Genomic DNA, 22,512 nt, shown 5'->3' on the forward strand with positions numbered 1-22,512 from the left:
GCGCTTACCTCAGCTTATCTACAACCGCTAGCATTGCCAGTAATGATGCTTCACCTACATATACACTGCGCTCAGGTGACCAACCCATAAATGGATCAGGTAAGTTGTCGTTATCTTTAAATGGCATTTCTAAAGTATTAGATAAACAGTCAAACGTATGTGCCACCCAGTTTGAAGCAACTGTTAGGTTGGCTTGACCCGGCTCGTCTTTGTCATAACCAAATTCGGTTTGGAAATCCGCCGACGCCATTTGTAATGCAGAAACAAAATCAGCTTGCAGGTTAGCTAAACGTTCATCGTAGTTTGGCACACCTTCAGCTCCCGCGAGGAATACATAAGGTAGACCTTCATCACCATGTACGTCATAAAACAAATCAACACCAACTTGCTTCATTTTTTCTGTAACGTAATACACTTCTGGGCTTTTTTCTAAGCTTGGTGATTGCCACTCACGGTTTAGGTTTACACCGACGGCATTGGTACGTAAATGACCACGAACGCTACCATCAGGATTCATATTTGGCACAATGTAAAAGTTGGCTTTATCCAATAAGCTCTTTGACGTTGGGCAGTTTTGATCAAGTAAACGATGAAGCAAGCCCTCTATCGTCCACTCTGCCATGGTTTCGCCCGGATGTTGACGAGCGGTGATCCAGATATTCTTTTTAGATGCATCACCATCACCGACTTTAACCAAAGTCATATCACGACCATCTAGCGTTAGACCTAAATGCTCTAAAGACACTTCTGGGTGAAGCTGTACTGAGCTTAAAAGATCTAAGTGGCGTTCATAGCTATACGGAGCAAAATACGCAATTTGGATGGCATCACATTGTAGATCTAACTTAATGGTTAGCTTGCCATCTTTGAATTCAGTCGGAACACGGAACCAGTTATCACGGTCATAACTCGCCACCGCATCATAGCCTTCCCAACCTTTTACATAAGAAGAAGTACCAGCGTTCAAGATATTGAAGGTGTATTCGCTACCCACTTGTCCTTGAAAACGAAAGTTAAACCACTGATAGAACTCTCCACCTTCATCTGGGCGAATATTTAGCTCAATATTGTCTTTATTCTCAATGCTGATGACTTCAATATTGCCACCATCAAAATTATCGGTAATACGCATGTGTTTATTCTCTTTTAATTTTTGGCAAATATTATCACAGGACTTAAGGGTCTGTTGATCTTTCAGGATTGAATTTTGTGCTATTTGAGCACTTTTCTGTTTAAGGCGTGAGCAGTGAAGCTTAGCCATCTAAGTAAGCTGGGCACAACACAGAACAGGAAGTGCTCAAAAGCATCAAAGACAGCGTAAATTAGTCTATTCTGCTGCGTTATCGTTTGTTTATGTGGTGCTACCACACTTCACAAATTCCGCCTTGCATAAGATAACTAAATTTATCGCTGCAAAAATAATCACGAAAGGTCAACAGACCCTTGTAATAGCCTTGCAAATAACCGGAATATTACTTGTGGTCATTCCTGCCACGCTAATTCGACCTGAGCCAACAATGTAAATAGCAAACTGTTCACGAAGCTGTTGTACTTGTTCTTTATTCAAACCTGAGAAACTAAACATTCCCATTTGATGCTTAATAAAGCTAAAGTCTTGGGTGACGCCTTCAGCCATTAGAGTATCAACAAAAAGCTCTCGCATTTGCGCGATACGAGTGCGCATTTCTTCCAGTTCTCGTTGCCACTCTTGATTAAGTTCAAAGTCGCTTAGAATCGTACTGACAATCAAAGCGCCATGAGCAGGAGGATTAGAATAGTTGGCCCGGATCACACGCTTTATTTGGCTGTATGAACGAGCAGCTACATCAGCATTTTCAGCAACAAGGGTTAATGCACCAATACGCTCGTTGTATAAACCAAAGTTCTTAGAAAATGAGTTAGCCACGATCAATTCTGGCACTTTAGCGGCAACAATTCTTAAACCTTGTGCATCTTCTTCTGTACCGCGTCCGAAACCTTGATACGCAAAATCAAAAAATGGGATTAGTGATTTTTCTAAACATAAGTCAGCAATCGTTTGCCACTGAGTATTATTTAAATCAATACCCGTTGGGTTATGGCAACAACCATGAAGCAGAACTAAATCACCTTCTACTGCATGTTGAAGGTCTGCAAGCATAGCATCGAAATTTAGACCATGAGTTTCGGCGTTGTAGTAACTGTAGGTTTTGACTTCAAGCCCTACTGTCGTGAAAATATTTTGATGATTTGCCCAAGTCGGATTGCTCACCCAAATAGTACGAGATTGAGTGTGGCGTAAAATAAATTCAGAGCCAATTCTTAATGCACCTGTACCACCCGGAGCTTGAACCGTTACCGCACGTTTTTGTGCTATAACCTCAGCGTTATCACCAAATAATAGAGTTTGAACAGCATGGTTAAACTGTTGAACACCTTCGATCCCCAAATAGTTCTTACTTTTTTCTACCTCTAATAATTTGGCTTCTGCCTTTTTCACCACACTGAGAATTGGCGTTTGTCCCGCATCATCCTTATACACTCCGACGCCTAGGTTAACTTTCGTATCGCGAGTATCGGCTTTAAAGGCGTCATTCAAGCCAAGAATAGGATCTGCGGCCGCTTGTTCAATATCGGTGAAAATCATGGACTTTTCCTAAGAAAGGTAAAATTGATGCTATTTTAGCATTAAGAAAAAATGAGTTGGAATCCGAAAAGGTTATAAATGCAAAAAAGCCTCAACAAATGTTGAGGCTTTTTCACTTATGATGGTACCCGAGGCCAGACTTGAACTGGCACGCTGTTACCAGCGAGGGATTTTAAATCCCTTGTGTCTACCGATTCCACCACTCGGGCAAAACTGTTGTTTCAACGCTAAAGCACTAAAACTTAATTTCTCATAATAAATCTGGAGGCGCGACCCGGAGTCGAACCGAGATCGACGGATTTGCAATCCGCAGCATAGCCATTCTGCCATCGCGCCTTTCAAATCCAGTCTGGTTCTAACTTCACTTTCGTTCCGCTGTTCCCTGACTGCGAGATGCATTCTACGGTTTTCGGATTCAGAGTCAATCGCGATTTCGAAAAAAGTGAAGATATTTGGTTTGTTTGAAGATTATTACACCAATAGATTTGTTTTTTGATCAATTTGATGGAGATTTAGCCGGAGAAAGCAAAAGTGTCTCTGCATGTGCTTCCCTATCATTTGTGTCTTGTAGGAGTTTATACAATCGTTCCAACTTTTCTACATGCTCTTTTGTTGATTTTTTTCTTAGCTCATCAACCGTCTCACTTCTAATTCTTTCTCTAGTCGCTCTAATATCGTCAAGATACTTTTGTATTCTTGCCTGATAAGTTGGCGTAGCTAACTTTTCTTTGTCATAAAGTCCTCCATCACTGACTGTTGGCTTAGGTGCTGTTACTGAATTTGACGTTTCAGTTAACTCTCTTTTTTTCTTTGGGTTTGGAGTGGACAAAAAGAAAGGACTATTGGGGGATGAATACTCTTCAATGCTATGACTTCTAGAAAACCTTGCAGCTTGAGATGAGTGTGCTTGGTTCCTTGAGCGTTTTGTATGAATCGTTTGACCACTATAGTAAAAACCAATTGATTCTCCATTTTGTGTTTTAAACTGCACCAATTTATGGCTAAGGTTTCGATACGTCGGATTTATCTCCCGCTGAAAACGACCAACATGCGAAGAGTGAGTACTATTAACTTGATAAGGGGAAAGTATTCTAAGAGGTTGCAAATACGGCGATAATGGAAGATCTCCCCATGCTGAGCCAAGTTGTTGAGAAGGTGATGTGGGACTAGCCATAGCATCCTCCTTCAATAAATTTCCAGAGAATTGATTGTTTACCCTAACTTAACCAATAACAAGTTAAATTTTGGACATCATGAAAAGTATTCAGGTTGGATTTAAATCTACTAAAAACTAGGAAAAGCTGATGACAAACTCAATACATTACCAAGTTTGCCATCAATAGAAGTTCTGAATTACACGTTCAGATTAATTAGGTAGAGAAAGTGTCGTCAAACCTAACATTTTTTCCATTACGCTCACGACTTGGCAGCTATAACCAAATTCGTTGTCATACCATACATATAAAGTAGCTCGCTTACCTTCTGCAATGGTTGCTTGAGAATCAACAACACCAGCGTAACGTGAACCAACCAAATCACTTGATACGATTTCAGTAGACTCAGTGTAATCAATTTGATGTTGAAGATCTGAATGCAGCGCCATATCACGTAGATAAGTGTTTACGTCTTCTTTGCTTACTTCAGTATTCAAGTTCAAGCTCAAGATTGCCATAGAAACGTTTGGCGTAGGAACGCGAATTGCGTTGCCCGTTAGTTTACCTTCCATTTCAGGTAATGCTTTTGAAACTGCTTTTGCTGCACCAGTAGAAGTAATAACCATGTTTAGTGGCGCACTACGACCACGACGGTCAGCTTTGTGATAGTTATCAATCAAGTTCTGGTCGTTCGTGTAAGAGTGAATGGTCTCAACGTGCCCATTGTCGATACCAAACTTGTCGTTCAACGCTTTAAGTACTGGGGTGATCGCGTTAGTAGTACAACTTGCAGCAGACATGATTGTGTCTTCAGCAGTAATATCATCATGGTTAACACCATAAACAACGTTCTTAATACCGCCTTTTGCAGGAGCAGTAAGTAGAACTTTAGCCGCACCTATCGACTTAAGGTGAAGACCAAGACCATCTTCATCCTTCCAGATACCCGTGTTATCAACAACGAGTGCATTGTTGATGCCGTATTGGGTGTAATCTACTTCATCAGGAGAGTTCGCATAGATAACTTGAATGTAAGTACCGTTCGCGATAATGGCATTGTTTTCTTCATCAATAGAAACTGAACCATTAAATGGACCATGTACTGAATCACGACGAAGCAAACTAGCACGTTTTTCTAGATCACCCTTACGACCACCACGCAATACGATTGCACGTAGACGAAGTAAGTTACTGCTACCTGTTTTTTCAATAAGAAGACGAGCAAGAAGACGACCGATACGACCAAAACCGTAAAGAACAACATCTTTTGGCTCTTTATCTGCGTCATTGTTGATGCCTTGACCTAACTCAAGCGCTATATACGCTTCAATATTGCTCGCATCTTCATGATTACGCCAATAGTTTACTGCCAGTTTTCCAATATCCACTTTACAGTGTTTGATATCTAGTTTGCTTAACGCCTCAACAAACGGGAAGCTCTCACGTAGACGAAGTTTGTCACCCACAAAGCGGCGAACCAAACGGTGAGCTTTAATGATTTCGATGGTAGAAGCATTAATAAGTGGCTTACCATACATTACTACTTCCACACCTTGATTTCGATACAGCTTGCCCAGTAGCGGTTGCATAGCTTCTGCGAGTTCGAAACGTTCTTGCCAACTTTTTAGGTGTTTATCAGCGTTCATTTAGTAATCCTTTATTTCACTTACCGCCCTACCCAAGATAAAGCAGTGGAAATCTATAAATGTAGAGTTAGAGGGATTCGATGCTATAGCTCGAATTCGCGGCAATTGTAATGAAAAAACATAACACTAGCCAGCTTGAGACTTTTTGCAACTCTGTAATTTTATTAGAAAAAACAGCCAGTTTTACCCGATTAGGAATTGGTTTTTGTAATAATTACAACAAAGTGATTTATTTACCCTTAAATCGCTTTTTTTAATGGTCTAGATCAATGACTTAAAAATTGAGAATGTAAAAATAATTCTATAAAAAAATTTCATTCAAGCTGAGATTTCAATCACGGAATACATACTGCTTCAAAGCTAAAATTGACTTAAATGCAAATCAAGAAACCTGCCACACTGAAAACTTTCTCCATAATCAGTAACAAAAAATTCAAAATCGAGAGCAAGGTGGCAAATTTGTCGAGATTATTAGCAAAATTCAGCAATCCAGCTTGACTGTTTTCAACATTTTTGTAATTTTATAACCAGATTTATTTAAAACCACTTTAGAGGGATATCGAATGACTATCCGCGTAGCTATTAACGGTTACGGCCGTATCGGTCGAAATGTTTTACGTGCTCTATACGAGAGCGAAAAAGATTACCCAATCCAAATCGTTGCAATTAACGATTTAGGCGATGCTGCAATCAATGCGCATCTAACTAAATATGACTCTGTTCATGGTCGTTTTAACGCTAAAGTCGATCACGACGAAGAAGCGATTTACGTGAATGGTGATAAGATCCTTACTTTCCAAGAGCGTGATCCAGCCAACTTGCCTTGGGGTGACCTAGACGTTGATGTTGTTTACGAATGTACTGGTATCTTCGCATCTAAAGAAGCGGTTCAACCTCACCTAAACTCTGGCGCTAAGAAAGTTATCATTTCTGCTCCAGGTAAAAACGTTGATGCAACTGTGGTTTACGGTGTAAACCAAGATGTGCTAACTGCAGACATGACTGTTATCTCAAACGCTTCTTGTACTACCAACTGTTTAGCACCATTCGCTAAGCCGTTAAACGACGAGCTAGGTATCGAGTCTGGTCTTATGACGACTATCCACGCTTACACCAACGATCAGCGTCTATCTGACGTTTATCACAGTGACTTACGTCGTGCTCGTGCTGCAGCGTTATCTATGATCCCAACTAAAACTGGTGCAGCTGCAGCAGTGGGTCTAGTAGTTCCTGAGCTTCAAGGTAAGTTCGACGGCATGGCTGTTCGAGTTCCTACTGCTAACGTTTCTCTTGTTGACTTATCTTTCATTGCTTCTCGTGACACTACCGTTGAAGAAGTTAACGACATCATCAAGCGTGCTGCGGCTCAGTACCCACTTTCAGAAGCACTTGCTGTAAATGAACAGCCTTTAGTGTCTATCGACTTTAACCATGATGCACACTCTTCTAACTTCGATGCGACTCAAACTCGTGTTAGCGGTCGTCTAGTTAAAGTGATGTCTTGGTATGACAACGAGTGGGGCTTCAGCAACCGTATGCTGGACAACACTGTTGCGCTAATGAACGCTAAGTAATAATTTGACCTGAAATAAGGTTATTCTGAAGAAGCGCGACTCAGTTCGCGCTTTTTTATTTGGGCAAAATAAAGTAAAACCAAAGTAGCAAACACGGAAAGTACAATTCCGGGCAACACTTTTAATTCAGGAAACTGCCCTCCCAGTATCGCCACTTCAATCGCTACAAACACAGGGCTTAAATAAATATAAGTAGTCACTTCAATAGACAATAATTTCTGACTGGCTTTTTGAGTTAAATAAGAAGTCATTAGCGAGGTTGCTACGGCAATGTAAAACAATACTGTGAAATCATGTGTCGACAAACTAAGCCACCCTAACTCTACTCCCATAAAAAATGCAGCTAGCGAAGTCACAATTAAACCACCTAAAAGAGCACTAAAGGTCATAACAATGGCATCTTCGCCTTTGTGTAAAATTTTCATCGACAGTATATATAAACTCATACATACGACAGCTCCTAGATAAATCCAGTCCCCTGGATTTAAGTGAAAGCCTAGAATCAAATCAATTTGTCCTTTAAACACTACCCAAGCTGTTCCCAGTGAACCTACCACATAAGCTAAGAGTTCGTAGCGATTAACTCGATACCTCCAAATCATAAAACTCAAGACCGCTGTTAAAAAAGGTGTGAGTGTATAAAGAGTCCCAGTATGTAATGGAGTCGTGTGCTTTAAAGAAATAAACAAAAATTGAAAATAGGCACTGTAGAAACCACCAATTATCATTCCTTTTAACCAAGTTTGTTTTAACTGATTTCGATATCTTGGCTTGAATAAAACAAAAGGTGCTAAACAAACAACGGCAATTACAAACCTTAAAATGTTCAATGAGATAACTGAGCTGTTTAGATCCAGCATTGCGGTTACAGGGAATGAGCTGGCTATCAGCACTTGTGATAAAACAAGAAGAAGGTGAGGGGTAAAGTGAGCGCTTGTATTATTCAATTTAGATAGTTCATTAGGTTAAACTAGGATACATAGACTTAAAACTTGGTTTTGTTTGTGGTGCATTTGGCGTTTCCTTGTTTTTAAATTCAACATCAACTGTCGCTTCCAAACAGAAAAATCCTTCATTTAAAACGACAAAATCAGCTAACCACCTTGTGCTTTCTATTGGCTCCTCCTTCCCCGCTTCTGCAGCCTTACCTTCTCTATATTTAGTCATGACCTCTAGTTTAAAGCAAACATCACCGTTGACCTTCTTTGAAAAATTATACACAACAATAAAATTATGTAGAGGTGAAAAAGCATCATTCCGTATAAATTTAAAGTGATGAATTAACTGTTGAAACCCTAAGCTCTGGCAGTGTTGCTTGATTGTAGCATTATCAAAAAAGGCGTCGACTGACTCCAGTTTATCCTTAATGGTTCGACTATCTGTTGTAGAAAAATACAAATCTGATAGAGGGCCATTAGCATCATTAAACTTATATTCCGCTCTACCAATATCAGCCGTAAATTTTTCCTGTAGAAATTCGGTGTCTCGGGTTTTGCAATATTTTTCATGTTCAGAATCCAAGCGTTGAGCAAGTTCCGAACTTTCCATTGAAGCTAACTTAACACTTGATTGACCACATTGTATAAAGTGAAACTCTAAGCACTTTTTTCCAGGTTCATTTTCTAGTTTTAGCTGAAACCAGTCGCGATAACACGGCTTTATTAAATTGATGAATAGGTAGTAGCTGTCTACTCTTATCTTGGCCGATGCATGAACATTTTGGCAAGCTTCCAGATATGCCCAAGCTTGCTCAGATCTTCTATTATCTAATAGGAAGCACTGCAGATCACGAAAGTCTATATGCTCAGTGGCATCTGTACGTTGATTCATTAATCTCGCACTTGCTAGGTAAGCTGCAAGCTGGTCAGTTGTATCGCCTGTAGGTGCTGTCATCATTACCCTTAGTCTAAAAGGCATCTGTTATGCTTCAAACAGTATAAGGGATTTATTTTTGACCTATTCCATAATTAACAAAGCTTAACTTTCAGCCATACAAGACCAAATAAATTAGAGTTGTTACTTGAAGCCCTCGACCTACCATGACATCCTACCACTACATTCTCACAGTAAGATTAAATTCGTTTTATGTTAAGTAACACACCGCTTGAATCATTAACAACTGGAACCATTTTTTTATTAAGTGCGGTCGCCATTTTGGCTTTTTTATTTGGCATGTTGATAAACCAACGTTTAACCCGAAAACGTTGGGAACATGTCATGGAAGTAAGACAAGAACTACACGAAACTGAACAAGCGACATTAAAAGGTCAACTTCAACAAGTACAAGAAGACTATCAAATCAATATTCAAGCTCTTGGTAAGGCACAAGCCAAGCTTGAACAATTAGCTGTGACTGAAGAAGATTTAAAAGCAACACAACATAAAATGATGGAAGCACAATTGGCGCTTTCAAAATCTAATTCGATGCAAAAGACGCTCATGGCGACGCATCAAGTCGAGAAAAAAGCATTTGAAGATAAAATCGCTTTACTCGAGTCTGCCGAAGCTCGTTTAAAAACGGAGTTTGAAAACCTCGCCAGTAAAATCTTTGATGATCGGAATGAGAAGTTCAATAAGCATAATTCTGAACAAATTAATCACTTGCTCTCTCCTTTTAAAGAGCAGCTTGAAGGCTTTAGAAAACAAGTTAAAGAGTCGTATACCCATGAGCAATCAGAGCGTAGCGCATTAAAGCACCAGTTAGAGCAACTTCAGGCACTTAATCTTAAAATGAGCCAAGATGCTATTAACCTCACCAATGCGTTAAAAGGCGATAATAAACAGCAAGGTAACTGGGGAGAAGTAATCCTTGATCGAGTTCTACAGGAAAGTGGCCTGCGCGAAGGTCATGAATACGACACTCAAACCGATCTTAAAAACGAGGATGGCAAGCGCTTTAAACCTGATGTGATAGTTCATTTACCTGAGCTAAAAGATGTCGTCATTGACTCAAAAATGTCTCTTGTCGCTTATGAAACCTTTTTCAACAGTAAAGATGAGCTAGAACAAAAGCAAGCGATTCAAGATCATGTCATCTCTATTCGCAGTCATATTAAAGGTTTAAGCCAGAAAAATTATCAGCAGCTTCATGGCATTACCAGCCTTGATTATGTATTGATGTTTATTCCGATTGAACCAGCATTTTTGCTCGCGTTAGAACATGATCCTGAGCTGGTAAACTTCGCCTTAGATCATAACGTGATGTTAGTTAGCCCGACTAATCTCTTGGTTGCACTCAGAACCATTCATAATATTTGGCGTTATGAATACCAAAATCAGCATGCACAACAAATTGCTCAACAAGCTGGGAAAATTTACGACAAGCTTTGTGGTTTTGTCACTGATATGCAAAAGCTAGGACGCGCTTTAGATACAGCAGATAACACTTATAAAGCCGCGATGGGTAAGCTGTCTGAAGGAAAAGGTAATTTACTTCGTCAAGCTGAGCAAATGAAACAGCTCGGTGTGGACACGTCCAAACAACTCGATAATGTTTTGGTTGATAGAGCCATGAATAAAGGTTTGGATGATCAAGGCTAATAATAAAAAACTCAGCCGTTAATCACATTAATGGCTGAGTTTTAGATTTGATGATTTGTAATAGCTTAATGAAGCCGTCTTACATAAACTTCGAATTTAGTCGCTGTTGAGTTTGGCGCAACTGAAGTCACTTGCTTTGACTCTTTACCGTAAATAGTTAAAGGTTGCCATGTTTCACTATCAGGCTCTATTTCAAAATTATTTGCGTCAAACCATATAAAGCGATATTCAACAGATTTAGTTCGGGAAGAGTCACTGACAATAGTGACGGCCCCCTGAAGCTGCTCACCTACTTGACGAAGCTTATTGTTAGTTAGGGTTATATCACTGGCAAATCGTTTATTATCGATCTGATAAGAACCTTCTGAATCTAATTTAACTCCCGCAGTTCTTGATGCGCAGCCTATCATCGTTAAACAAATAAAAGCTACACCTAATAATATACTGAGTCGTTTCATGATCTTCCCCTATAAATTATCTATACTCGTGAAATCTGAAGATGCAGGATTTCAGCGAGAATTAATTGCCATTTAGGCAAGGCACTTATCTGTAGTAATAGTTATTCTATTACAAGGGTAAGTAACGCAGTATAAATGGCAATTAAACTCGCACTACGTGGGCTTTTCAGCATTGATTCTTCTTTGTTGTGAAAGCTTAAATTAGCCCGCTAGTTTTGCACTTTCACGCCTCGAATAATGCAACGCTGAACAAGCCCTGAAAATTGTATCTTCAAATATCACGAGTATATAGATTACAGAGTGTAGCCTATTTTTCACTATTCGATTAAGAAGTGTGCTCTTGCCGTAGCAATCAATTGTTTACGGCTACTCTGCCAACAGTTGATATTTACATTCGCTACCCGACGCCCCTGACGTGTAATGTGGCACTCCACAAAGGTATCTTTATGGTAACCCGCACGTAGATAATCAATCGAGAAATCCACGATTTTTGGTACTTTTTCTGTATGCATAAATACCATCAATTGCACAATCGCCGACATTTCCATAAATCCTGCGATCACACCACCATGAATGGCTGGTAATACAGGGTTACCGATATTGCTGTCTTTTGCCGGTAAACGGAACACTAACTCATAACCGAAACGCTCAACGTCCATGCCAATCCATTTAGCATAAGGAACATGAGCAAGTAACTGTTCAAAATCATTGGTTTCCGATGCTTTTTGAACAATATCTTTTACCGCTAATGTTGCTTTAGGTGCTTCAGCAGGCTGCTCAGCTTTTTCAAATTGTGCCTCTTCTTGCATGCGAAGCTGATTAAACTCAGGTCCTTCGCTTTCCCCCATGAGCGCCGCTCTAAACTCATCGCCAATCATTTCAGGGCTGATACGCATAAACGCTCCAACTGCATGAGCAATAGGGTTATCAATACTATCTTGATAGGCAATCGCACGAGTAAAGGCGATACTGGAGGTCAAACGATAACACTCCGCCAATACAAACACGGACTGATTTGGCTTAGCCGACTTCATATAGTCGACGCGTAAATCCAACGTCGGGGAGATCTCTAACGAATCGTATTTCTTTTTAATAGCACAAATGGTGGCGCAACCACAGGCGGTATCCATAAGCGTGGTGATCACACCACCGTGAATCACTCCAGTTTCTGGATAACCGATATGCTTCTCGCTATACGGTAGCTCCATAAGTACATGATGTTCACTGGCTTCATGCACTTTTACATTTAAACGGCGACACTGAGTCAACTGATTGACAAAACGCTCTGCCAAGGTAGTTAACGGAAAAAACTCTGGATTAACGGGAGTAGTACTGCTCATTATCTATCTGTGTTCCGAATTTAAATTGAAAGCATTGGGCCAACGTCCTGACCACCGATTAAATGCATATGAATATGAAAAACTTCCTGACGACCATGTTTATTGCAGTTCATGATCAGACGATACCCGTCTTCAGCGATGCCCTCTTGCTCAGCAATTTTAGCGGCAACCGTCATCATTCTGCCTAGAGAGGCTTCATCAGACTCTGTGACATCATTTACTGTAGGAATTAATTTGTTTGGAATGATAAGTACATGAGTTGGTGCACGAGGTGAAATATCTCTAAATGCGGTAACTAACTCATCTTGATAGACGATGTCTGCAGGTATTTCTTTGCGGATAATTTTACTAAAAATGGTTTCTTCAGCCATGGTGCTTTTCCCCAATTATGTAATAGCTTTATTATCACTCAAAATGTAATTGATAACCATTATTAAGCAACTTATTCTGCAGCTTCTGGCCAACTTTCAGCCTCCACTTCAGCAAGTGCATGCGCTGCTCTTTGTAATGCAGGTAAAAAGTGTAAAGCGCTTTCAGGCTTTAATCTCATGATCGGCGCCTGAATCGCAAGACATAAGTTCGAACGCCCTTTTTCACGAGGCACCATTACTGCCACACAAAGTAATCCGGGTAAGAACTCTTCGTTATCAATGGCATATCCCGCATATTTTACCTTGTCAATTTCATTTTCTAATTCATCGATATCGATAATGGTTTTTTCGGTGTATTGGGTAAGTTGAGCATGAGACAGCATACGCTTGCGCTGAGATTTACTCATTTGCGCTAAGAATAACTTACCACTGGCAGAACAATGTAATGGCACCCTTGAACCAGGGTGAAGATAAAAACGTAAAGGTGCCGCCGTTTCTATGCGATCAAGATAGACAATTTCACCGTCAGACATCGCGGTGATATTACAGCTTTCACCGACTTCATCCACCAATTGCTGTAAGATCAAGCGTCGAGCGCTATGAGTAGTACTGTTTAAGAGTAGGTTTTCAGCAAGTCTACGTAAACGACCACCTGAGCTAAAGTGACGTTCATCACCATCACGCTGAAGAATACCAGCTGACTCAAGCTGGTTTAACATTCTATGTACGGTTGGCTTAGGTAAGCCCGTTTCCTCAACTAATCCTTGTAACGAAAAAAACTCATCCCGCTGAGCAATGACTTCAAGTAGAGAAAAAAGACGAAGTGTTGGGGTATCTCCTTCAACCTTTTTTTTGTCCATTTTATTTTCCTAGCTGCCTTATTTTTACTCAAGGTAGCCATTATAACGATTTTTTTTGAGAATTGATTGACCAAATCAGCCTAAAACGCATAATATTTTCAAAAACAACATTTTTCGAAACAATTTGTCTCAATAAAAATTAAAATATAAAAAGAGAAGTATTATGAAAGTCATGGATCTGATCATACATAAAGCCAAACAGTCACCTAGAACTATTGTTCTGTGCGAAAGTGATGATGAGCGTATTATCCAAGCCGCGATAAAGGCAAGCGAAGATGGCATCGCCAATATTATCTTAGTCGGCAACACTCGAAACGTTTCAAAGCTTATTTTAAAGCATCAACCTAATATCAGTGACAGTGAATGTCAGATTGAAATCATGGATCCTGCTGCTTCACCATTGATAGAACAGTTGGCTCAAGCACTCTTTGAAAAGCGTAAACACAAAGGGATGACATTAGAACGTGCAAAAAAAGAGGTGTTAAAGCCACTTTGTTTTGCCAATATGCTGGTTGAGCATGGCATTGCTGAAGGCTCCGTTGCTGGCGCCGTTTACAGCACAGCTGACGTTGTTCGTAGTGCGATTCAAATTATTGGTATCAGCCCTAATTCAAAAATCGTTTCAAGCTTCTTTTTAATGATCATGTGTCAGCCTTTCCATACCTTTAAGGGTGGGATGATTTTCTCAGACTGCGGTTTAGTGATTGATCCTAATGCAGAAGAACTCGCTGATATAGCAATGGCTGCGTCAAAAAATGCACAAGCTTTATTAGGTAAAGACCCCAAAGTTGCTATGCTTTCGTTTTCTACAAACGGCAGTGCCAAGCACTCTGCCGTTGATAAAGTGGTTCAAGCATCAAGAATTGTAAAAGAAGTCATGCCAGAACTTGCCATTGATGAAGATGTGCAATTGGATGCGGCACTCGTTGCTGATATCGCCAAAGTCAAAAAGCCTGATTCAAAGGTGAAAGGTGAATCCAATGTATTAATTTTCCCTAACTTAGAAGCGGGAAATATTGGCTATAAAATGGCTGAAAGAATGGCGCAAGCAACCGCTGTGGGCCCTTTATTACAAGGTCTTGCTAAACCCGCCAATGATCTCTCTCGAGGTTGCAATGCAAACGATGTTTACAATGTGGTCGCCGTAACTGTTGTGCAAGCCCAAGCGGCTTCTGAGCTATGATAACAACGCTCATATTATTACTGCTGATCATTGTTATTGGTACCTATTTTCAAACGGCTACAGGCTTTGGTTTAGGGATTATTGTCACGGGGTTGGCAACGGCTTTCGGGCTTGCAGAGCTTAATTTTATCGCGGCAGTAGTCAGTCTTGTAACATTAGTGAACTGCTTATTTGTACTACCAAAATCTTTGTATAATATTGATTGGAAAATTTCGATTTTTGCTGGTTTGGCAATCATTCCAGGAGTAATTCTAGGTGTTCAACTGCTTTCGTATTTAAGTGATTCTGCAACGTCCATTTTACAAGCTTTACTTGGTTTAATGATCATCATTAGTGGTGTTAGCTCAATCAGCAAGGTATCACAAAATCAGGAAAAACCTAGTAGTCATATCTCCACGTTTTCCATCGCTGGTTTTGCGTCAGGTTTCACAGGCGGCCTATTCGGTATGGCTGGACCGCCTTTAGTTTTCCACTTCTATCGACAACCCTTTTCCATTGTTTCTATACGCAACCTACTACTGCTTTTATTTGCTTGCTCCTCAGCAAGCCGCAGCCTATTTTTATGGAGTCAAGATCAGATCACCAATGAGATATTATTACTCTCAGCTCTGGCCGTCCCTTTGGTATCGATTACCTCAATAATTGCCGTGAAATACCCCATACCTTTAAAACCACAGTCGATGAAAAAAGTGGTGTTTTTATTATTGATGGTATTAGGCGGTTATTTACTGATTAAATCTTTTATGATTTTTAGCTAAAAATTCAAGTGTATTAGAGTCTGATTAACCACAAATTAACCTTCTCTCATAGTTACAGACAAGTAGACTTAGTTGATCTATTTTCATATGACTTAAGTGGAAATATTTATGACACTCGTTTTTTGAGTCATAAGTACAAAAGAGGTTTAAATATGGCGGGTCATCACGATTATATTGGGCAGCAACGCTGCCCTTCAGAATATTATGATTACCAGTGGCAGTATCAGAATCCGCCGCAAAATCATGGATATCAAAGGTATCCCGAATACCAAAAACAGCCTTATGGTTATAATGACCAGCATGGTTATTCTGCAGGCGGATATAGAGTTAGCGATCAGCGTACTCCATCCCCTGCAACTCACTCACAATATGAAGCCACTTACTCTGAAGATATATCTGGTAGAAATCAAAACCCCGCTTCAAAATACGATGTTCGTTACTATCATCCAAATCCCAATGATTATCTACATTTTACAACTCAAAGTAACCATAGCTTCTTTATTCGACATGAATTAAGGTTTTCTTCCCTCGAAACAAAAACAGCAATTACAAATTTTTTTGATACCATGGCTTATCTAGACGATCAAGGGCAAGGGAATACACAAGCTTTTGCCGATAAAATTTATGGTATTTACGACAATGTGCAACAGCAAGATCCAAGATTTGCAATGGTTTTAAGAGGTTTTTCCCCAGATGCCCGACATGTTCTTCAAGTTATAAAAGAGGAGCATGAGCAAGTTAATTTTAGTACTCCTTGTCCATATAATGGACATACGACCAGTAATAGACCGGGTGGTTCGAGAAAACAAACAACTCGGATTCTAGCAATCGTACCTCAACAATCAGAACCACCGCTTCAACAAGCAGAAGAAACAGGGCAACTTATGCCTACACAAGAAACTCATCAACAACCATTTTTGGCTCAAAAAGAAACGCCGCCCAAAGCGAAACCTAGAAATAAGTTCATGCCCTACAAGACATACAGTTGATTCTAGGACAATTAGTTAAACGCTCGATATAAAGAAATTAACAATATCTGTCATATTTCGGTTATCAACGAGTGTGTTTAAATCTAAAGCGATATTTTTTTCGTAATACGGGCTTAAATCAATCCCAACACCAAGTCCAACTACCTCAACTCCCAATTGGGCTTGCTGTGCAATCACTGTTTTTAGATGATTGTCTAAATAGAATTTATCATTGGCTTGATTGGTTGCAGTATCCATTGGACAGCCATCAGACAAAACCACCAATATTTTTCGTTTGGTATCAATATTTGATAACCGCTGACTCGCCCATTGTATCGCTTCTCCATCGATACCCTCTTTATACAAGTCCAGTTTTTGCAAACCGACGATACCTAATCGCGCTTTTCTCCAGTTTTGTTCACTGTGCTTGAATATCATGTGGCGAATTGAATTTAAACGCCCGGGGTTTTCAGGGCTGCGCTGACGACGCCATTGTTTTAGTACCTGCCCACCATTCCATTCCCCCGTAGTAAAACCAAGTACTTCTGTTTTTACTTCAGCGATATCTAAAGCGCGGGTTAAAATATCGAGTAACAAGGTAATTTGCTTGGCATGAGTTTTCATTGAGCCTGAGCAATCCACTAAAAACGACACGGCTGTATCAGCTTTTGGTATTGGGTTAGTTTGATAAAAGAGTGACGTTTCACTTGGCGAGCAAATCAGTGTGTTTAAGCGTTTGGCATCAATGAGACCTTCATCTAACTCTGTTCTCTTTCCCTCAAACACCATCTGATTGAGCTTTGATGAAATATATCGAGCTAAGCCTCTGACATTGATTTTCTGACTGAGAATCTTGTCATCTAATTGCTGTCGATACTCTTTGAGGAGTTCTTCACGGATGAGCTTTTCAGGGTAAACAGTCTTATCAAACTCAGTCGTGAACACCTTATATTGATAACTGGCGGCTTCAAAAACTTTACTGTTTCCTGTCACAGCTTTAGCTATCGCTTCAAGCGTTTCCGTTTCTAACTCCAATAATATTGCAAAACCTTTTACGACCTTTTGCTGTGGCTCATCAGCTTCTTCACTTTCTGACTCATCTTCAACCATAGCTTCAATCAAAAGAGCAATTTCTGTTGCGTGTCGTGCATAAGTGGCTTGATCTGAAATCGACCACCTCATGGCATTCAACGGCTTGCCTACTTTGCCAGATAGCGTAAAACGAGTATGTTCAATAAGATGCTCTGTTTCTTCAGAAACAGCGATACCGAGCAATCTCGCACGGCTCATTTGCGCCAGCGTATATAAAAGAATACCTAAGCTAGATTCCGTCAACCCCGATGAATGGAAACAATGACTCCACTGTTCAAATAACTGATTAATATTGGACTTCATCCCTTTGTGGCTTGAAGGTATCAAACACTCCACCCTTAACTGCTCCAACATCTCAAAGACCAAACCAGAAATTGAACCTTTTGGTTTTAGTGTTTGATGTAATTGAAGATCTGAAAACTGTAAACGCAAGGCTAATGCATCAATTCGACCACGATATTCTAGCTTCAAGCTTTCTGTATCAGATTCAGGGAAGATCTCTGAGATAGATAATAGCCATTGCTTTTGAATATGCGGAGCGTAAAAAGGCAGTCTGCTCGTGCCTTGATACAAGTTACCTTGCTGGTATTTATAGCCAGCTTGACGTATTGAAGCAGAATTGAGATCGGTAGCAAAACTGCAGATCACCGCAGATGCTAATGAATCTCGTGCTTGTTGCTCAGAAGCGCTTATTGGCTCATTCATATTAATGACTCATTAGCTAATTCTTTATCAAAGCAACGTTGGTAATACTCAACAACTAATGCTCTTTCTTCCTCTTGGCATTTATTTAAAAATGACAATTTAAAGGAAAGTTCAAGGTCGTCGAAGATCTGATAGTTTTCAGCCCAAGTGATTACGGTTCTGGGTGACATCACCGTCGACATTTCCCCTGTAACAAACCCCTTTCGAGTAAGCGTTGCCAGTGAAACCATAGCGGCAGCAATGTCTTTATCCACTTCAACTTGCGCTAAAACCATATTGGTTTCATCTTCTTCAGGTAAGTAATTTAAGGTTGCAATGATATTCCAACGATCTATTTGTGCGTGGTTTAGCACTTGAACGCCACGATAAAGTCCAGAGAAATCACCCTGCCCCACGGTATTAGAGGTTGCGAATAGTCGAAAATCAGCATGAGGTGAAATGACTTTGTTTTTATCTAACAGGGTTAGTTTTCCATCTCGTTCTAGCACGCGCTGGATAACAAACATCACATCTGGTCGCCCCGCATCGTATTCATCGAAAATCAGAGCTACAGGGCGTTGTAGTGACCAAGGTAAAATGCCTTCTTGAAATTCAGTCACCTGTTTTCCATCTTTCAGTGTCACTGTATCTTTACCGATAAGATCCAAACGGCTGATATTGCCATCAAGGTTGATTCGTAAACATGGCCAATTTAATCGTGCTGCGATTTGTTCGATGTGAGTCGATTTGCCTGTTCCGTGCATACCTTGCAACATCACGCGACGATTATGTTCAAACCCAGCCAATATCGCTAAGGTCACTTCTTTATTAAATTGATAGTTTGGATCAATTTTTGGAACATAACCGTTCGATTCTTCGAAAGCCGTTACCATCATATTTGATGAAATATTGAAAATATCTCGAACAGCCACTCTATTTTTAGATGAAGTCTGAATTGACACTTCACTCGAAAACTCACTCATCAGCTACAACCTCTTATCTTATTGTTTTAGTTAATTTAAAACCGCTGAATAACATTTATACCTTTCCTTTTTTCAAGCTATAAATTTATCACAAATTTCACAATTTAAAACAAAATGTATCATTTTTTTAACTTTTTGTTTGACATGATAACTGAATCTCAATAAGTTATTTGCGTATCAATTAGTGGAACTTTTTATTCCACAAATGCTTTACCAGATATCACTCATACAAGGAATTAGCATTATGAGCAATGTAAATGACCGATCTTATGTACAAGGTCCCGCTAAGATGACCCCATCGGAAGCCTTCGTAGAAACTATGGTGGCCAACGATGTAACAAATATTTTCGGCATTATGGGATCTGCGTTTATGGATGCCATGGATATTTTCGCACCAGCTGGCATTCGCCTGATCCCAGTGGTACACGAGCAAGGCGCTGGCCATATGGCTGACGGCTACTCTCGTGTATCAGGCACTCATGGTGTTGTGATCGGACAAAACGGTCCAGGTATTAGTAACTGCGTTACCGCAATCGCTGCCGCTTATTGGGCGCACAGCCCTGTTGTAATTGTTACTCCTGAAACTGGCACAACGACAATGGGTCTTGGTGGTTTCCAAGAGTGTAACCAACTACCAATGTTCCAAGAATTCACTAAGTATCAAGGTCACGTGACTCACCCAGGTCGTATGGCTGAATACACAGGTCGTTGTTTTGACCGTGCATTAAGCGAAATGGGCCCTACACAGCTGAACATTCCACGTGATTACTTCTATGGTGAAAGCGTTTGTGAAATTCCGAAACCTTCTCGTCTAGACCGTGGTGCGGGTGGTGAGCAAAGCCTAAACGAAGCGGCAGATCTACTTGCTGAAGCGAAATTCCCAGTGATCATCTCTGGTGGTGGTGTGGTTATGGCTGACGCTGTTGAAGAGTGTAAAGCACTTGCTGAGCGTCTAAATGCGCCTGTGGTAAACAGCTACCTTCACAATGACTCTTTCCCAGCAAGCCATGAGCTTTGGTGTGGTCCGTTAGGCTATCAAGGTTCTAAAGCGGCTATGAAACTCATCGCACAAGCTGACGTGGTTGTTGCACTTGGTTCTCGCCTAGGTCCATTCGGTACCCTTCCACAACACGGTATGGATTACTGGCCAAAAGACGCAAAGATTATTCAAATTGATGCTGACAATAAGATGCTTGGCCTTGTTAAGAAAATCTCTGTTGGGATCTGTGGTGATGCAAAAGCAGCCGCCGTTGCACTGACAGATCGTTTATCAGGTCGTACTCTAGCATGTGACGCAACAGTCGCTGAACGTAAAGACAAAGTGGCGACTGAAAAAGCGGCTTGGGAAAAAGAACTGGATGAGTGGACGCACGAAAAAGATGCATTCAGCTTAGACATGATCAAAGAAAATGCAGAAGAAACGCCATTCTCTGGTGGTGAATACCTGCACCCTCGCCAAGTACTGCGTGAGCTTGAAAAAGCAATGCCTGAAGACGTAATGGTATCGACAGATATCGGTAACATTAACTCTATCGCCAACAGCTATCTTCGCTTTGAAAAGCCACGTTCGTTCTTCGCAGCAATGAGCTTTGGTAACTGTGGTTACGCATTCCCAACCATCATTGGTGCCAAAGTTGCTGCACCTCATCGCCCTGCAATTTCTTATGCTGGTGATGGCGCATGGGGCATGAGCTTAATGGAAACCATGACTTGTGTTCGTCATGACATCCCTGTAACCGCCGTTGTATTCCACAACCGTCAATGGGGTGCAGAGAAGAAGAACCAAGTTGATTTCTATGACCGCCGTTTCGTAGCGGGTGAGCTTGATAACCAAAGCTTTGCTGAAATTGCACGTGCAATGGGCGCAGAAGGCATCACTGTTGACCGCCTAGAAGATGTAGGTCCTGCGCTTAAGAAAGCCGTAGATATGCAAATGAACGAAGGAAAAACCACCATCATCGAGATCATGTGTACTCGTGAGCTTGGTGATCCGTTCCGTCGTGATGCGCTATCTACACCAGTGCGTCACTTGGATAAATACAAAGACTTCGTCTAACTCCCGTCGACGTCGAAAGCCTGACTCGATCTTGAGTCAGGCGCTATTTTCCAACTTGAGGTATCAGCAAATGAGTACAAAACAATTACAAAAACCACTCTTCGATTTCAGTTCAATTCAGCTGATCCTTCCCGGCTTTATTCTTTGCTGTGTGATTGCAGCAGCAGCAAGTTTTGTTTCTAACCAATATGGCGGTCCTAAGTTTCTTTACGCGCTATTGATTGGTATTTCTTTCCACTTCTTAGTCGACAACCCAAAGTGCGTAAAAGGGATCGAGCTGTGCGCTAAAAAGCTCGTCCGTGTGGGTGTTGCACTATTAGGTGTTCGTATCGCCATTAGTGATATCAGTGACCTTGGTTTACTCGGTGTGGTCGCCCTAGCTGGCGGTGTGGTGTTAACCATCAGCTTCAGCATGTTACTTTCTCGAATTCTTAAACTGCCATATATGCTTGGCCTATTGGCAGGTGGAGCAACTGGTATTTGCGGTATTTCTGCTGCGATGGCGGTGTCTTCTACGCTTCCACAAAACGAAGATAATGAAAAATACACATTGTTAACCGCAATTGGTGTTGCTGCGTTCTCAACTGCAGCCATGGTGCTCTACCCGCTGATTGTTGGCAGCTTTGATCTTTCGGTTTCAGAAGCAGGTTTATTCTTAGGCGGCTCAATTCATGATGTTGCTCAAGTCGTTGGTGCGGGTTACATCATTTCACCAGAAGTCGGTGATGCCGCAACGTTAGCCAAGATGTTCCGCGTAGCCATGTTAATGCCAGTGATCATGTTTCTAGTGGTTGCCCTTCGAAGCGAACGCGAAAAGTTCGATGGCAAAGAAGGGAAGCGCCAACCACTAATCCCATTTTTCTTAGTGATGTTTGCAGTATTCATCATTATCAACCAGTTCGGTTTTATCCCTGAAGCGGCGGTTACTCAAATCTCTCAGCTGTCTTCATGGTGTTTGGTTATATCAATTGCAGCTCTAGGCGTTAAGACATCTTTTGAGAAACTCATTGGCTTAGGTTGGAAGCCTATTGCTCTGCTATTTAGTAACACCATTTTTATCGCTTTGTACATGTTAACAATGGTTTATTTGAGTCGTGTGATAAACGGCTAGAAGCACGAAAACATTAAACGCTCGTTTAAAAGAGCACAGTATGTAAGCAAAAAGACAAATTATTGGAATAAATTGCTTTAAAAAAATTGCTAGAGTTTAACAAATGAG

19 protein-coding genes and 2 tRNA genes are annotated in these 22,512 nt (G+C 40.7%); 7 read left to right on the forward strand and 14 right to left on the reverse strand.

What is annotated here, in order from left to right; genetic code table 11:
- Positions 1 to 4: 4 nt before the first annotated feature.
- The 6 genes from E2H97_RS11980 to E2H97_RS12005 all read right to left on the reverse strand — a co-directional run bounded on the left by E2H97_RS11980 (position 5) and on the right by E2H97_RS12005 (position 5,426).
- Positions 5 to 1,132, reverse strand: coding sequence for a M14 family metallopeptidase (locus E2H97_RS11980; RefSeq protein WP_133407358.1), 1,128 nt, complete (start codon positions 1,130 to 1,132; stop codon positions 5 to 7).
- Between the two features lie 300 nt (positions 1,133 to 1,432).
- Positions 1,433 to 2,626, reverse strand: coding sequence for an amino acid aminotransferase (locus tag E2H97_RS11985; protein ID WP_133407359.1), 1,194 nt, complete (start codon positions 2,624 to 2,626; stop codon positions 1,433 to 1,435).
- A gap of 122 nt (positions 2,627 to 2,748) precedes the next feature.
- Positions 2,749 to 2,835: transfer RNA gene (locus E2H97_RS11990), tRNA-Leu, on the reverse strand.
- 53 nt (positions 2,836 to 2,888) lie between these two features.
- Positions 2,889 to 2,962 (reverse strand) — tRNA-Cys (locus E2H97_RS11995).
- 160 nt (positions 2,963 to 3,122) lie between these two features.
- Positions 3,123 to 3,800, reverse strand: coding sequence for a hypothetical protein (locus E2H97_RS12000; protein WP_133407360.1), 678 nt, complete (start codon positions 3,798 to 3,800; stop codon positions 3,123 to 3,125).
- A gap of 192 nt (positions 3,801 to 3,992) precedes the next feature.
- Entirely contained in the window at positions 3,993 to 5,426 is a 1,434-nt protein-coding gene (locus E2H97_RS12005) for a glyceraldehyde-3-phosphate dehydrogenase (RefSeq protein ID WP_133407361.1), read from the reverse strand.
- Positions 5,427 to 5,989: 563 nt separating this feature from the next.
- On the opposite strand from E2H97_RS12005, the gene gap reads away from it, so the two are divergent.
- Positions 5,990 to 7,000, forward strand: coding sequence for a type I glyceraldehyde-3-phosphate dehydrogenase (gene gap, locus E2H97_RS12010; RefSeq protein WP_133407362.1), 1,011 nt, complete (start codon positions 5,990 to 5,992; stop codon positions 6,998 to 7,000).
- Positions 7,001 to 7,020: 20 nt separating this feature from the next.
- Here gap and E2H97_RS12015 read toward each other — a convergent pair whose 3' ends face one another.
- Entirely contained in the window at positions 7,021 to 7,947 is a 927-nt protein-coding gene (locus tag E2H97_RS12015) for a DMT family transporter (RefSeq protein WP_133407363.1), read from the reverse strand.
- Between the two features lie 13 nt (positions 7,948 to 7,960).
- Positions 7,961 to 8,896 (reverse strand): hypothetical protein, encoded by a 936-nt coding sequence (locus tag E2H97_RS12020; RefSeq protein WP_170308296.1) that lies wholly within the window; start codon positions 8,894 to 8,896, stop codon positions 7,961 to 7,963.
- A gap of 189 nt (positions 8,897 to 9,085) precedes the next feature.
- On the opposite strand from E2H97_RS12020, the gene rmuC reads away from it, so the two are divergent.
- Positions 9,086 to 10,540, forward strand: a complete 1,455-nt coding sequence (rmuC, locus tag E2H97_RS12025; protein WP_133407365.1) for a DNA recombination protein RmuC — start codon at positions 9,086 to 9,088, stop codon at positions 10,538 to 10,540.
- 65 nt (positions 10,541 to 10,605) lie between these two features.
- Here the strand turns inward: rmuC and E2H97_RS12030 are convergent, their stop codons facing one another.
- The 4 genes from E2H97_RS12030 to E2H97_RS12045 all read right to left on the reverse strand — a co-directional run bounded on the left by E2H97_RS12030 (position 10,606) and on the right by E2H97_RS12045 (position 13,569).
- Positions 10,606 to 10,998, reverse strand: coding sequence for a YcfL family putative periplasmic lipoprotein (locus tag E2H97_RS12030; protein WP_133407366.1), 393 nt, complete (start codon positions 10,996 to 10,998; stop codon positions 10,606 to 10,608).
- A 317-nt stretch (positions 10,999 to 11,315) separates the two neighbouring features.
- The gene (locus E2H97_RS12035; protein WP_133407367.1) at positions 11,316 to 12,338 is read right to left on the reverse strand and encodes a PaaI family thioesterase; all 1,023 of its coding nucleotides are present in this window, start codon (positions 12,336 to 12,338) and stop codon (positions 11,316 to 11,318) included.
- Positions 12,339 to 12,358: 20 nt separating this feature from the next.
- Complete coding sequence (gene hinT / locus E2H97_RS12040; protein WP_121839042.1) at positions 12,359 to 12,709, reverse strand: purine nucleoside phosphoramidase; 351 nt, start codon at positions 12,707 to 12,709, stop codon at positions 12,359 to 12,361.
- 71 nt (positions 12,710 to 12,780) lie between these two features.
- Positions 12,781 to 13,569 carry an IclR family transcriptional regulator gene (locus tag E2H97_RS12045; protein ID WP_133407368.1) on the reverse strand — a complete coding sequence of 263 codons (789 nt, stop codon included), beginning with the start codon at positions 13,567 to 13,569 and terminating at the stop codon, positions 12,781 to 12,783.
- A 163-nt stretch (positions 13,570 to 13,732) separates the two neighbouring features.
- Here E2H97_RS12045 and pta point away from each other — a divergent pair, with 163 nt between their 5' ends.
- The 3 genes from pta to E2H97_RS12060 all read left to right on the forward strand — a co-directional run bounded on the left by pta (position 13,733) and on the right by E2H97_RS12060 (position 16,499).
- Positions 13,733 to 14,752: a phosphate acetyltransferase gene (gene pta / locus E2H97_RS12050; protein WP_133407369.1), complete on the forward strand. Its 1,020-nt coding sequence runs from the start codon at positions 13,733 to 13,735 to the stop codon at positions 14,750 to 14,752.
- Complete coding sequence (locus E2H97_RS12055) at positions 14,749 to 15,510, forward strand: sulfite exporter TauE/SafE family protein (RefSeq protein WP_133407370.1); 762 nt, start codon at positions 14,749 to 14,751, stop codon at positions 15,508 to 15,510. The genes pta and E2H97_RS12055 overlap by 4 nt, the downstream gene beginning before the upstream one ends.
- Positions 15,511 to 15,662: 152 nt before the next feature.
- On the forward strand, positions 15,663 to 16,499 hold the full coding sequence (locus E2H97_RS12060; protein ID WP_133407371.1) for a hypothetical protein: 837 nt from the start codon (positions 15,663 to 15,665) through the stop codon (positions 16,497 to 16,499).
- 15 nt (positions 16,500 to 16,514) lie between these two features.
- On the opposite strand, the gene E2H97_RS12065 is transcribed toward E2H97_RS12060, so the two are convergent.
- Together E2H97_RS12065 and E2H97_RS12070 are read right to left on the reverse strand one after the other, a co-directional pair.
- Positions 16,515 to 18,275, reverse strand: coding sequence for a cobaltochelatase CobT-related protein (locus tag E2H97_RS12065; RefSeq protein ID WP_133407372.1), 1,761 nt, complete (start codon positions 18,273 to 18,275; stop codon positions 16,515 to 16,517).
- Positions 18,272 to 19,237: an AAA family ATPase gene (locus tag E2H97_RS12070; protein ID WP_133407373.1), complete on the reverse strand. Its 966-nt coding sequence runs from the start codon at positions 19,235 to 19,237 to the stop codon at positions 18,272 to 18,274. Before E2H97_RS12070 ends, E2H97_RS12065 begins: the two co-directional genes overlap by 4 nt.
- 244 nt (positions 19,238 to 19,481) lie before the next feature.
- Here E2H97_RS12070 and xsc point away from each other — a divergent pair, with 244 nt between their 5' ends.
- Together xsc and E2H97_RS12080 are read left to right on the forward strand one after the other, a co-directional pair.
- Positions 19,482 to 21,293 carry a sulfoacetaldehyde acetyltransferase gene (gene xsc, locus E2H97_RS12075; RefSeq protein ID WP_170308297.1) on the forward strand — a complete coding sequence of 604 codons (1,812 nt, stop codon included), beginning with the start codon at positions 19,482 to 19,484 and terminating at the stop codon, positions 21,291 to 21,293.
- A gap of 70 nt (positions 21,294 to 21,363) precedes the next feature.
- The gene (locus E2H97_RS12080) at positions 21,364 to 22,404 is read left to right on the forward strand and encodes a YeiH family protein (protein WP_133407374.1); all 1,041 of its coding nucleotides are present in this window, start codon (positions 21,364 to 21,366) and stop codon (positions 22,402 to 22,404) included.
- Positions 22,405 to 22,512 lie beyond the last annotated feature (108 nt).

Source organism: Parashewanella tropica (assembly GCF_004358445.1).
Lineage (GTDB): Bacteria > Pseudomonadota > Gammaproteobacteria > Enterobacterales > Shewanellaceae > Parashewanella > Parashewanella tropica.